13 protein-coding genes are annotated in these 12,814 nt (G+C 68.2%); 11 read left to right on the plus strand and 2 right to left on the minus strand.

What is annotated here, in order from left to right; genetic code table 11:
- Positions 1-48 precede the first annotated feature (48 nt).
- Positions 49-960, minus strand: coding sequence for a VOC family protein (locus PIGHUM_RS12475; protein WP_124079921.1), 912 nt, complete (start codon positions 958-960; stop codon positions 49-51).
- A gap of 257 nt (positions 961-1,217) precedes the next feature.
- Between PIGHUM_RS12475 and PIGHUM_RS12480 the strand changes: the two genes are divergently transcribed.
- The 6 genes from PIGHUM_RS12480 (at position 1,218) to PIGHUM_RS12505 (ending at position 8,183) form a co-directional block, all read left to right on the plus strand.
- Positions 1,218-1,799, plus strand: coding sequence for a carboxymuconolactone decarboxylase family protein (locus PIGHUM_RS12480; RefSeq protein WP_124079922.1), 582 nt, complete (start codon positions 1,218-1,220; stop codon positions 1,797-1,799).
- A 9-nt stretch (positions 1,800-1,808) separates the two neighbouring features.
- Positions 1,809-2,765 carry a flavin reductase family protein gene (locus PIGHUM_RS12485; protein ID WP_124079923.1) on the plus strand — a complete coding sequence of 319 codons (957 nt, stop codon included), beginning with the start codon at positions 1,809-1,811 and terminating at the stop codon, positions 2,763-2,765.
- A gap of 173 nt (positions 2,766-2,938) precedes the next feature.
- Positions 2,939-3,808 carry an amidohydrolase family protein gene (locus PIGHUM_RS12490; RefSeq protein WP_124079924.1) on the plus strand — a complete coding sequence of 290 codons (870 nt, stop codon included), beginning with the start codon at positions 2,939-2,941 and terminating at the stop codon, positions 3,806-3,808.
- Positions 3,809-3,855: 47 nt separating this feature from the next.
- Positions 3,856-5,559 carry a thiamine pyrophosphate-dependent enzyme gene (locus PIGHUM_RS12495; protein ID WP_124079925.1) on the plus strand — a complete coding sequence of 568 codons (1,704 nt, stop codon included), beginning with the start codon at positions 3,856-3,858 and terminating at the stop codon, positions 5,557-5,559.
- 70 nt (positions 5,560-5,629) lie between these two features.
- Complete coding sequence (locus PIGHUM_RS12500) at positions 5,630-6,685, plus strand: Ldh family oxidoreductase (RefSeq protein WP_124079926.1); 1,056 nt, start codon at positions 5,630-5,632, stop codon at positions 6,683-6,685.
- A gap of 85 nt (positions 6,686-6,770) precedes the next feature.
- On the plus strand, positions 6,771-8,183 hold the full coding sequence (locus PIGHUM_RS12505; protein ID WP_124079973.1) for an NAD-dependent succinate-semialdehyde dehydrogenase: 1,413 nt from the start codon (positions 6,771-6,773) through the stop codon (positions 8,181-8,183).
- A 66-nt stretch (positions 8,184-8,249) separates the two neighbouring features.
- On the opposite strand, the gene PIGHUM_RS12510 is transcribed toward PIGHUM_RS12505, so the two are convergent.
- Positions 8,250-9,191, minus strand: a complete 942-nt coding sequence (locus PIGHUM_RS12510; protein ID WP_124079927.1) for a LysR family transcriptional regulator — start codon at positions 9,189-9,191, stop codon at positions 8,250-8,252.
- 127 nt (positions 9,192-9,318) lie between these two features.
- Here PIGHUM_RS12510 and PIGHUM_RS12515 point away from each other — a divergent pair, with 127 nt between their 5' ends.
- Genes PIGHUM_RS12515 through PIGHUM_RS12535 form a run of 5 tightly spaced genes read left to right on the plus strand, consistent with a single transcriptional unit; the run spans position 9,319 to position 12,765 of the window.
- Complete coding sequence (locus tag PIGHUM_RS12515; protein WP_124079928.1) at positions 9,319-10,125, plus strand: fumarylacetoacetate hydrolase family protein; 807 nt, start codon at positions 9,319-9,321, stop codon at positions 10,123-10,125.
- Entirely contained in the window at positions 10,122-10,499 is a 378-nt protein-coding gene (locus PIGHUM_RS12520) for a VOC family protein (RefSeq protein WP_124079929.1), read from the plus strand. Before PIGHUM_RS12515 ends, PIGHUM_RS12520 begins: the two co-directional genes overlap by 4 nt.
- Before the next feature lie 24 nt (positions 10,500-10,523).
- Complete coding sequence (locus tag PIGHUM_RS12525) at positions 10,524-11,294, plus strand: alpha/beta fold hydrolase (RefSeq protein ID WP_124079930.1); 771 nt, start codon at positions 10,524-10,526, stop codon at positions 11,292-11,294.
- 42 nt (positions 11,295-11,336) lie between these two features.
- Positions 11,337-11,783, plus strand: coding sequence for a GlcG/HbpS family heme-binding protein (locus PIGHUM_RS12530; RefSeq protein ID WP_124079931.1), 447 nt, complete (start codon positions 11,337-11,339; stop codon positions 11,781-11,783).
- A gap of 1 nt (position 11,784) precedes the next feature.
- Positions 11,785-12,765, plus strand: a complete 981-nt coding sequence (locus tag PIGHUM_RS12535; protein ID WP_124079932.1) for a uroporphyrinogen decarboxylase/cobalamine-independent methonine synthase family protein — start codon at positions 11,785-11,787, stop codon at positions 12,763-12,765.
- Positions 12,766-12,814: the final 49 nt, after the last annotated feature.

Genomic DNA, 12,814 nt, shown 5'->3' on the forward strand with positions numbered 1-12,814 from the left:
GCTTTGCTTGTTTTTGTATCCGGCCATCCCGGCCGGTGGGCATGCGTGTCAATGCGGTTCGGAGTCTCCGGGGATCTTCAGCATCCAGAGATGGTGCTGAGGCGTTTTCTCCCAATGGCGCGGCACGAAGTCCTTGTCCATGCGGTCCATGTCGGATGCGAATTCGATGCGCCCTCCGGCCGGCGACTGAAACATGCGGAACACGTTCGAGCCCAGGTTGTGCCGTCCCAGGCGGCGCGATTCCTTCCAGCCCTGCGCGATCATGTAGTTGCCGCCCTCGACGACCTCGTCGATGTCGTGCACCTCGAACGCGATGTGGTTGATGCCGAGCGCGTTGGTGCGGTGGCACAGCAGCAGGTTGTGGTGTTCGATGTCGCCCTCGCACTGCATGAACGTGCCCATCGGCCTGACGGTATCGATGGCGCGGAAGCGCAGCCTGTCGAGATAGAAGCGCTGCGCTTGCTCGTGGCCCGCGTCGAGCACGTCCCAGGCGGCATGCACGATGCGCAGCGGACGGGCGCGGCCATAGGGCGTGACGCCTTCGTTGCGGCGCTCGACGTGGCCCAGTTGGTTGGTGCGCCGCGGCGGATCGGCCGCCTCGACCTTGTCGCTCAGCCGCAGGGCCACGCCGTAGCCCGACTCGTCGCGCGTACGCACCACGCCGCCGGCGTCGACGCTGACCTCGCGGTCGCGTCCGAGTTCTGCGGCCAGCGCGTCGAGCGCGGCCTGCGTGCCGACGCCCCATGCGACCTCGCGGACATTGGAGCCTGCGCTGCTGCGCGGCGGCAGGCTGGCATCGTCGGCGCGCAGGATGCGAACGAACTGGTTCACCGGCGTACGGAATGTCGCGCCGCTTCGTCCGGCGTCCACCGGCTCCAGGCCGACGTCGGTCATGAAGCGGGTACACAACTCCACGTCCTCGACGCCGTAGGTGACGGATTCGATGCGTTCAATGGTCATGTCTGGGGCGGATCCTGCACGGGGCTGCGGGGTTGGGGATGGGAGGGCGATTGATCGTACCTACAAGGCCGACGCCGCCGCAACGGGCCCGGCGAGCACGCTTATGTTGCACAGAACTGGACAATTGGCCGGCCCCGATCACTTACATTGTCGGAGCGCCGGAATGACGCGCCCCTACCCGTGCGCGCCGGCCGCAAGAATGGCGGACCGCCGCGCCGCCCATCTTCCAGAACCCCACCCCGACATCCGGAGCCTCCATGCGCCTGCCCGTCATTTCGCCCGAACAATACAGCCCCCGCCAACAGGAACTGGCCGCCCGCATCGCGGGCAAGCGCGGCCAGGTCCGCGGCCCCTTCCTCATGTGGCTGCACAGCCCCGAGCTGTGCGACCGCGTGGAATCGCTGGGCGCCTACGTGCGCTATGACTGCTCGCTTTCCGAAAAGCTGCGCGAGTTCAGCATCCTGATCACCGCGCGCTTCTGGGACGCCCAGCACTCGTGGAACGCCCACCTCGGCAAGGCCGTCGCCGCCGGCCTGGACCCCGCGATACCCGAGGCGCTGGCCCGGCGCGAGCCGCCCGTCTTCAAGGCCGATGACGAGCGCGTGTTCTATGAGTTCTGCACGCAGATGCTCGAACGCCATTTCGTCAGCGACGCGACCTTCAACGAGGCCGTCGCGCTGTTCGGCCAGAACGGCGTGATCGACATCATCGGCTGCCTGGGCAATTTCTCCATGCTGGCCTTCTGCCTGAACGCCACCCAGGTCGACCTCGATCCCGCCAAGGCGCCGCCCTTCCCCGACGTGCGCGGCTACGCCAAGGTCGAAGCCGCCACGGCCTGACCGGACTCCATGGACGGCCTCGACGCCGAGGTGGCGGCGGTCGTACGCCATGGCAGGCTGGCGCAGATCACGCTTGCAGGACGCGACGGCGCACTGCCCTCCTTTCACCCCGGGGCGCACATTCTCCTGCAGGCAGCCCCGCTGGCCTGGCGCGCCTACTGGCTGGGCCCGCGGGACAATGCCGGCCGCTACCGCATCGTGATCGACGTCCCGGACGCGCCCGCCAGCGCGTCACGCGCCTTCGCGCTGCAGGCCGCGCCGGGACAGGCCGTCCGCATCCGGCCGCCGCTGGAGCACCTCGGCATCGCGTCCGCGGCGCGGCGGCACCTGCTCTTGGGCGCCGGCATCGGCATCGTGCCGCTCGCCGCCATGGCAAAGGCCTTGCACGAGGACGGCCGGGATTTCGCCTTCCTCGCGTTCTCCCGGCCGGATGCAGGCGTGCCGCTGGGCGACGAGCTGCACACGGCCCTGTATGCCAGCCGGGTCGCCTGGAGCGATGCCGAAGACGACGAGCAGGCCCGCGCCATCGACGCGGCGCTGGAACGATGGGACGACGGCACTGAAGACACGCACCTGTATGCCTGCGGGCCGGCGGCCTTCATCGATGCGGCGCTCGATTGCGCGCGCTGGCGCGAATGGGCCGAGGCGCGCCTGCACCGCGAATACCCCGGCGAGACGCCCGCCTCCGCGATCCAGGGAGCGCCGTTCGACGTGCATCTCGCGCGCTCCGGACGGACGCTCCACGTTCCCGCCGACCGCACGCTGGCCGACATCCTGAACGCCCATGGCATCCACGTTCCGCTGTCCTGCGGCATGGGCTTGTGCGGGACCTGCGTCATCCCCGTGCTCGGCGGCAGCGTCGAACACCGGGACCACCATCTCGATGCGGCCGAACGCGCGGCCGGACGGCGCATGGCCGCGTGCTGCTCGCGCGCCCGGCAGGGCGCGCTGGTCCTCGACCTGTGAGCCTGCGCGGGCCGCCATGCGCGCAGGTCTTTGGAGCAGCCACTGTCAACGGTTCTGCACCATTGGATTGCGGGCCATTGGGACGCCGGAACAGTTCCTAGAATGCCGCCAGTACGGTGCAAAACCCTCCGCACCGGACAACGTCCAAGCCACCTGACCAGGAGATACCGCTGATGTTCATTGCCGACTCGCAAGTCCACCTTTGGAAAGACGAGACCCCCGACCGCCCCTGGCTGCCCGGCGCGCGCGAACGGATGAAACTGAATGGCCACCGCCTCGAAGCGTTCACCCATGAGGAATGCATCGGCCTGATGGACGAGGCCGGCGTCGACCGGGTGCTGATCGTCCCGCCCTCATGGGAAGGCGATCGCATCGACTATGCGCTGGAAGCCTGCGCAGCCCATCCCGGCCGTTTCGGCATCATGGCCCGCATCCCCCAGAACAAGCCCGAAGAAGCCAAGGCCATGCTGCGCGACTGGAAGAGCCTTCCGGACATCAAGGGCGTGCGCCTGACCTTCCACCGCCCGCAGGACCGCAACTGGATGATAGACGGCACCTGCGACTGGTTCTGGCCCTTCGCCGAGGAGAACGGCGTCATCGCCATGGTCCACGCCCCCGTCTGGAAGGCCGAACTGGGCGCCATCGCCAAGCGCCATCCGGGCCTGAAGATCATCATCGACCACATGGGCATCATGGCCCGCTGCGTGGACGACGCCATCGGCTACTGGGTCCAGGAAACCGCCGACCTGCACGAGCATCCGAACATCTACGTGAAAGTCTCGGCCCTGCCCGGCTACTCCACCCATCCGTTCCCCAACCAGAACATCTTCAAATACGTGCGCGAGATGGTGGACAAGATGGGTCCCGAACGCTGCTTCTGGGGCACCGACCTGACGCGCCTGCTCGACCACGGCCTGACCTACACCGACACGGTCGAACAGTTCACCAAGCACATGGATTTCAGCCAGCGCGAACTCGAGCAGATCATGGGGCTGGGCCTGTGCAAGTGCCTGAACTGGCCGGTTCCCGCCGACGCCCGGTAAGACGCCGGCACGATTCGATACCACTCCTGGAAAAGCCGAGGCACACCGTGAAAGCGTATGTGGATGGAGGAGAGGGCCTGCTGGAAGCGTTTCGCAATCTCGGGGTCGATTACATCTTCTCGTCTCCGGGTTCGGAATGGGCGCCGGTCTGGGAAGCGGTGGCGCGCCAGCGGCACGAAAACCTGCCCGGGCCCAGGTACATGGACCTGTGGCACGAGACGCTGGCCGTCGGCATGGCCACCGGCTATGCGCTGATGACCCACCGCCCCCAGGCGGTCCTGCTGCATGCCGGGGGCGGCCTGCTGCAAGGCACCTGCGCGATCCAGGGCGCCCAGTTGTCGGGGGCGCCCATGGTGATCTTTTCGTCGGAAAGCAATTCCTACGGCGAGCGCGAAAGCGTCGACCCCGGTTCCCAGTGGTATCGCAATCTTTCCATCGTCGGCGGCGTCCATGGCCTGGTCCAGCCCATCGTCAAATGGGCCAACCAGGTTCCGGGCATCGAAACGATGTACGAAATGGTGCTGCGCACGGGCGAGATGTCCATGCGCGCGCCGACCGGTCCCACCTATCTGGGCATTCCGGTGGAAGTCCTGCTCGAACCTTGGGAATCGCCCGCGCACCCGCGCAAGGTTCCCGCTCCCGCGCGCAAGGTATCGCCGCCGGACGAACTGGACGCCGTCGCCCGCATGCTGGCCGAAGCCCGTCAGCCGGTAGTGCTGACCGAATCGGCCGGACGCTCGCCGGGCGGCATGGAAGCGCTGGTGCGCCTGTGCGAGCAGCTCGCCATTCCCGTCATCGAGCCGCAATCGGCCGTATGCACCAACTTCCCGCGCAGCCATGAACTGCACCTGGGCGGCAGCGCCGACGATTTCATGGGCAGCGCCGACCTGGTGCTGCTGGTCAATTGCCGGGCTCCCTGGTATCCGCCCAGCCGCAAGCCCACCGGCGCCCGCACCGTCGTGCTCGACGAGGTGCCGCAGCGCCCTCACATCGTCTACCAGGTGCTGCACGCCGACGTCTACCTGGAAGGCGACGTGCCTGCCACGCTGGACGGCCTGCTGGCCGCCGTGCAGCGCGTCGGCTTCGACGCCGCGCTGGTCCGGGAGCGCCGCGCGCGCCATCACGCGACCCACGCCAGGCAGCATGACCGCGCCGACCAGGCCGAGCGCCAGGCCCTGGAACGCAGCGACGCCATCGATCCGGTGCTGGTCACCCGCCTGCTGCGCGAGACCTGCGCGCCGGAAACCGTATTCGTGGACGAGACCATCACCCACAGCAGGCTGGTCCAGCAGCACCTGCGCTGCGACCGCCCGGCCAGCTACCACTATGTCCAGGGCGGGCTGGGCCAGGGCATCGCCGTGGCGCTGGGCGTCAAGCTCGCGGCCGGCGGCAGGCCGGTGGTGCTGACGGTCGGCGACGGCTCGTTCCTGTACAACCCCATCGTCCAGAGCCTGGGCGCCTCGCGCGACCAGAACCTGCCGCTGCTCATCGTCATCTACAACAACGGCAAGTACCTGTCGATGCAATACAACCACCGCCGCTACTACCCCGACGGCGTGGCGGCCGAGACCGGCAGCGGCCTGGGCTCGGACCTGTCCACCCAGCCCGACCTGGCCAGCCTGGCCGGGCCTTTCGGCATGCATGGAGAAACGGTGCGCACCCCGGACCGCCTGCCCCAGGCGCTGGCCGACGCCGCCGCGGCGGTGGCCGCCGGACGCACCGCCATCCTCAACGTCATCGTCGCGAAATAAGCGCGGCGCGCGGTGCCGAAGCGCGTCGGCACCGCAACCGGTCACGATCAATCGAACGCAAGGAGATACGATGGAGACGCCCAAAAAGGTCAAGGTAGGCGCGCAGGCGCTGCACGCCATGGTGCGCGACATGTTCGCCGCGGCCGGCATGGAAGCCGCTCCGGCCGGCGTGGTCGCCGACGTACTGGTATGGGCCAATCTGCGCGGCGTGGATTCCCACGGCATCGCGCGCGTGCCGCGCTACCTGGAAATGTTCGCCTCCGGCGAGGCAGCCGCGCGCGCCGCGATGGAAACCCAACGCCTGCGGCCGGGCGTGCTGATGGTCCACGCCAAGGGCGCGCCCGGCCCGGTCGCGCTGACCCACGCCGTCCGCCAGGCCATGGAAATCGCCCGCGAAACCGGCGTCTGCTGGGCGGCCGTGCGCGGCACCGTCCATACCGGCGCCATCGGCTACTACACCGAGCTTGCCGCCAGGGAGGGCTTCGCCGTCATCGGCCTGGTGGCCGGCGTTCCCAACATGGCCTATACCGGCAGTTCCGTGCCCGCCGTCGCCACCAGTCCGGTGTCGATCGCCATGCCCTCGGCCGCCCAGCCCACGCCCGTGCTCGACATGGCGACCGCCGCGATCGCGCTCGGCAAGATCGCCCAGTACAAGATCGCCGGCAAGCCGCTGCCCGAAGGTTCGGCGCTCGACGCCGACGGCGTTCCGACCACCGACGCGGCCAAGGCCGAGACACCGCTGCCCATGGCGGGCGCCAAGGGCGCGGGCCTGTCGCTGATGCTGGAACTGCTGTGCGGCGTGCTGACCGGCAATCCGATCGTCACCGAATACCACACGCATACGCCGGAGGGCGAGCGCCACCGCCAGAACGCCACCTTCATCGTGGCCGACGTGTCGGCCTTCCAGCCGCCCGACCGGGTTCGCGCCATGGTGGACGCGACCCTGGACACCCTCCACGGCCTGCCCAGATCCGGCGCCGACGCCATCCTGTTCCCCGGGGAGCGCGGCGCCAGCACCCTCGCAGCGCGCAGCGCAAGCGGCATTCCCCTGCCCATGGCGAGCTGGAAAAAACTGGTCGCGGATGCCGAGCGGCTCGGCGTGCGGCCAGCCGCGCTGCTGGACTGATCCGGCAGCCTCATCGATACCCCAGGAGGAGACCGACTTGAGTTCCGCCACAACCAGCCAGACCGACGCCTACGGCCCGGTACAGATGCTCATCGACGGAGCGTGGACGGACGGCACGTCCGGCCGCCGCGAAGAAATCCGCAATCCCGCGACCGACACGGTCATCGGCACCGTCCCGCTGGCCAGCGCACAGGACCTGGACCGGGCCCTGGCCGCCGCCGACGCAGGCTTTCGCCGCTGGCGCGACACCCCGGTCGATGCCCGCTCGCGGATCCTGCACCAGGCTGCGGCTCGGCTGCGCGAGCGCGCGCCCGGCATCGCCCGCAACATGACCCGCGAACAGGGCAAGCACTACAAGGAAGCCCTGGGCGAAGTCACCCGCGTCGCCGACATGATCTCCTGGGACGCCGAGGAAGGCCGGCGCGCCTATGGCCGCGTCGTGCCCATGGACAACGACACCGAACTGACCATCATCCGCCAGCCCGTGGGGCCGGTGGCGGCATTCACGCCGTGGAATTTCCCCGCCGGCTCGCCTACCCGCAAGATCGCCGCGGCGCTGGCGGCGGGCTGCTCCATCGTGATCAAGGCCTCCGAGGAAGTCCCCGCGACCGCCTGCGCCATCGCGCACTGCTTCCAGGATGCCGGCCTGCCCGCCGGCGTGCTCAACCTCGTGTTCGGCGTTCCGGCCGAAGTGTCCAGCCACTTGATCCCTTCGCCCGTGGTCCGCTTCGTCGCCTTTACCGGCTCCATCCCGGTGGGCAAGCAACTGGCCGCCATGGCGGCCAGCCACATGAAGCCGCACATGATGGAGTTGGGCGGCCACGCGCCGGTCATCGTCTGCGCCGACGCCGACCCGGTCCAGGCCGCGCGGGCCTGCATCGCCGGCAAGATCGTCAATGCCGGCCAGGTCTGCACTTCTCCGAGCCGCTTTTTCGTCCACGACGCGATCCACGACCGCTTCCTGGCCGAGCTGGTCAAGGCTGCCGGCGAGGTCGTGGTAGGTGACGGCCTGGACGAAGGCACGACCATGGGGCCGCTGATCAGCCATCGCCGCCTGCAGGCGGTGGCGCAACTGGTCGACGATGCGCGCGCCGGCGGCGCGACGGTGGTCTGCGGCGGCGAACGGATGGATCGTCCCGGGCACTTCTATCCGCCCACCATCCTGACCGACCTTTCCCCGCAGGCGCGCGTGCTGCACGAAGAGCCGTTCGGACCGCTGCTGCCCGTCCTGCGTTTCAGCGACCTGGACGACGCCATCGAACAGGCCAACGCGCTGCCCTACGGGCTGGCCGCCTACGCTTTCACGAAGTCGGCGACCAATGCGAGCCGGCTCAAGCGCCGGTTCGAGGCGGGCATCCTCTCGATCAACCACACCGGCGGCTCGGTGCACCAAGCGCCCTCGGGCGGGTGGAAGGAAAGCGGCTACGGACGCGAGGGCGGCCCGGAAGGCCTGGACGGCTACCTGATCACCAAGCGCGTACTGCACAAGATCCTCTAGGCATACGGCCGCGCGGCGGAGCCTCTCCGCCCCCCGCCAGCCGCGCCGCCGTCCGCCCTGCCCGACTCAGTCGATCTCGGCGAGGCGCGACTCGCGCGCATTCTCCAGTTCGGAAACCGGATGCACGCGATACCAGTTGTAGATGAAATCCAGGAAACACTGGATCTTGCGTATGCGGTGCGCGCCCGGCGCATAGATCGCATAGAGCGGCCGGTCGGGCACCTTGAAGCCGGGCAGCACGATCTCCAGCTCGCCTTCGCGCAGTTCGCGCAACGCCGAGCGCAGCGGCAGCATGGCGATACCCAGCCCCTGCACGGCGGCCTTCTGCAGCACCAGGAAGGTATTCGAGGAAAACGCCACGTTCTCGACCTTGATGCGCAGCTTTTCTTCCTCGGTCGTGAAATGCCAGATCGGGTCGTTGGTGTGGACCAGGCATTTGTGTTCCAGGAGATCGCGCGGCTCCATCGGCCGGCGGGAACGCGCCAGGTAGGCGGGCGAGGCGCACACCACGAACTGCAGCGTGGCCATTTTCTTGACCATCACCGACGAGTCGCGCAGGTACTTGGTCTGGAACGCGATCTCGTAGCCCGAACTGAGGAACTCGTGGGTGCGGTCGGACATCCCGCCCAGTTCGAGCCTGACCTTGATCAGCGGATATTCGGCGGCGAACGAGGCGATCGCATCGCCCAGGTCCAGGCTGCCTATCCACTTGGGCGAGACGATGCCGAGCGCGCCTTCGGGACGTTCGCGCAGGCCGCGCAACGACTCCTCTTCCTCTTTGATCTCGGCAAGGATGCGCTGGCAGAAATCGAAATGGCTGATGCCTGCTTCGGTGAGCGTGACCGAGCGGGTGGTGCGATTGAGCAGGCGCGCGCCCACCTGCTGCTCGAGGTCCGCGATATGGCGGGAGACCAGCGCGCGGGACAAGCCCAAGGCCCGCGCGGCGACGGAGAAACTGCTCGTTTCTACGACGGAAACGAAACTCTTCATGACGGTAAAGCGATCCATGGACGTAGTATCCGCTAGAACCGAGACCCGAACTGTTGAGGACCGTGCAACATTGAGTTGTCCTGGGCTCAGGACAAGGGTGATCTCCTAAGATGGCACTCGCAAAAAGTATAAAGGGAGACCCGCGTTGAAGTGGTGCCGCTACACCCACGAAGGCCAAACCGGCTACGGGCTCGTGCAGGACGACAGCATACAGCCGCTGGCCGGCGGACTGTTCGACCCGCCGCGGCCTGCGGGCGCGCCCCTTCCCTGCAGCGCCGTGCAATGGCTGCCGCCGGTCGTGCCCGGCACGTTCTACGCCGTCGGCCTGAACTACCGGTCTCACATCGAGCACGCCCGCCAGCACGGCATGCCCGGCGCGCAGATTCCCAACCGGCCGGAAATCGGCTACCGGGCCAACAACGCGCTGACCGGCCACCTGCAGCCCATCATGCGGCCGCGCGGCGTCCACGGCCGTTTCGAGGCCGAAGCCGAACTGGTCGCGGTCATCGGCCGCAAGCTGCGCCGCTGCTCCCGCGACGAGGCGCGGGCAGCGATCTTCGGCTGGACCATCGGCAACGACGTGAGCGCGCGCCAATGGCAGCACAGCGACCGCACGTTCTGGCGCAGCAAGAACAGCGACACCTTCAAGCCCATGGGCCCGTGGATAGACACCGGCGCCGATGCGATGAACGCCACCACCCTCGTCAGCGTCAACGGCGAGCGCCGCCTGTCCTTTCCCACCGGGGCGATGGTCTTCGATCCCTGCGACTACATCGTCGAGATGAGCAAGTACCTCACGCTGCACCCTGGCGACGTCCTCTGGATGGGCGCCGACGGCACCACCCAGATGGAGCCAGGCGACACGATAGACATCGAGATCACCGGACTTGGCACCTTGCGCAACTACGTCGTCCTCGATGCGGACGGCCTCGACGAAGAAGACCGACCATGAGCAACCGGCCACACTCCATCCACCACATCAACTTCCCGTGCACCGACGTGAACCGCACCCGCGAGTGGTACACCAAGGTGTTCGGCATGAAACACGTCGATGTCGGCCACTTGAGCAACACCAAGGTGCTGCTGCTCACGCGCGGCGACTTCGATCTGCACTTCACGCCCATGACCGAAATGCGCAACCTGTTTCCGGTGCACTGGGCCATGGAGGTCGAAGACTGGGACGGCTTCCTGGCCCACCTGCGCTCCATAGGCGTGCGCTACACCAAGCCCGTCGAGCGTCCGCAGAACAACTCCAAGTTCTGCTACATCCACGATCCCGACGGCACGACCATCGAGCTGACCTACCACGGCAACCGCCCCGGCTGAGCCGTCCCGGAAAGGAGAACACGCATGCCTTACGCCAATTCGGGCCCGGTCGGCATCTATTACGAAAGCCATGGGGAAGGCCCCGCCGTCATGTTCGTGCACGGCTCGGGCGGCCATCATGCCGCGTGGTGGCAGCAGGTGCCGGTGTTCGCGTCCGACTACCGGGTGCTGACCATAGACTTGCGCGGCTTCGGCCGCTCCGACCCGGTCGAGGGCGGTCCCGACGCCCAGGACTTCCCGGACGATCTGCTCGCCGTGCTGGACCACGCCGGCGTCGAGCGGGCGGTGCTGGTAGGCCAGTCCATCGGCGCGGTCGCCTCGCTGCAGGCCGCCGTGCGCCATCCCGGCCGGGTCGCAGGCGTGATCCTGGCGCACTCGCTGGGCGGCATGAATCATCCTGACGTCACGCCGCTGGTCCGGGCCGATCGCGCCGTGGCCGAGACGCTGCCCGTCATCGACCGCCTGCTGACTCCGGAATTCCAGGCCCAACGGCCCGAGATGACCTTCCTGTTCAAGCAGATGGGCACCTTCAACCACGCCACCATGCAGGATCTGCGCAACCTCAGCGTGGGCGGTCCCAGCGTCGAACAGGTGGCGGCCAGCGGCGTGCGCGTGGCCTTCCTGGCCGGCGAACGGGACGCGGTCATCCGCACCGACACCGTCCGCAAGGCGCACGAGCTGCTGCCCGGCTCGCTGCTCGACGTCGTGCCGGCAGCGCCGCACTCCATGTACTGGGAGATGCCCGCCCAGTACAACGCCGCCGTGGGACGGCTCCTGCGCCGGCTGTACGCCTGACGCGCTCCCGCTACCGAATACCGAGAATACGGAGATAGCGAAATGAATATTTCCCTGCAGGATGCCAAGGCGCTCATCGACGCGGCCCAGGCGGCTGCCGTCAGGATCGACAAGCCCATCACGGTCGTGGTGGTGGATACGGGCGGCTTCGTCGTCGCCACCGAGCGCATGGACGGCGCCCGTCCGCTGCAGCCCAGCATCGCCACCGCCAAGGCCTACACCTCGGCCGTCATGCAACGCCCGTCGAAAATGCTCAAGGGCTGGGCCGAATCGCAGCCCGGCTTCTTTGCCCAGGTGTCGACCATGGGTCATCACCCCATCGTTGCCACCGAGGGCGGAATGACCATCAAGCGCAACGGCCAGTTGCTGGGCGGCCTGGGCGTCTCCGGCGGCACCGGCGACGAAGACCAGGAAATCTGCGACGCCGCGCTGCATGCGCTCGGCTACGAATCCGCCTTCGCCGAGTGGAACACCATCAAGAAGGACTGACATGGCCAACCCGATGAAATTCCGCGCCGACCATGTCGGCAAGCTGGTCGTTCCCCGGAGGCTGCAGCAGGCCCGCGAGCAACTGGACGCAGGCACGCTGAGCCAGGCGTTCTACGACGAATTGGCCGCCGAGGCTGCGGCCGCCGCGGTCGCCATGCAGATCGAGCTGCGCGTGGACGTGGTCACCTCGGGCGGACTGCGCGCCGCCGCGCCCGGCGCCTGGATACCGGCCGACGAAGTCCGGTTTCTCTACGAGCACACCCGCAAGCCCTATTCATGGCCGTTCAAGATCTGCCTGCCCGCCCCGTCGCTGCTCGCGTGGCGGTCGCTCTCGGCCGGCACGGCCTCCCCCCGCGACCTGGCCGGCGTCGCCAACCAGGCCGTCTCCGGGCTGAGTGACACGGTCGCCGCCTTGATCGCCGACAAGACGCCTTACGTCCAGGTCGACAGCGGCGCCGCCTACGACTGGCTGGCGCAGCCCGAGGCCCAGGCCATGCTCCAGGACGGCGGGCAAAGCGCCGATGCCGTCTTCGAAGCGCTGCGGCAAGCCGACGCCGCCGTCTTCGCGGAGCAGGCCCAGCCCCGCGACACCACCCTGGCGCTGCGCCTGGGCCGCACGGGCGACGGCGGCTCCTGGCTGCTGCGAACGGCATCGGCGCCGCGGATCGGCAAGCTGTTCGACGGCCTGGCCATCGATCGCGTCGTGCTCGACCTCGGCGGCCGGGTGCGGGATTTTTCCCCGCTGGCGCAACTGCCCATGCCGCTCACCGTGGTCCTCGGCCTGATCGAGGCCAATGCCGATACGCTGGAAGACACCGAGGCCGTCCTCGAGACGCTCGATGCGGCCGACGCCGTGCTCGGCCAGCACCGGCTGGCGCTGGGCACCGACAAGGACTTCGCATCGGCCACCGAGGAGATGCAGCGCCGCAAGCTCGACCTGCTGCAGGGCTGCGCCCACCGGTATTGGGGAATAGAAATCTAGCCCCGACGCGCCCGGCGGAGCGGATCGGCGATGCCGCCGATTGCCCGCT

Source organism: Pigmentiphaga humi (genome assembly GCF_900606115.1).
GTDB classification, from domain to species: domain Bacteria; phylum Pseudomonadota; class Gammaproteobacteria; order Burkholderiales; family Burkholderiaceae_B; genus Pigmentiphaga; species Pigmentiphaga humi.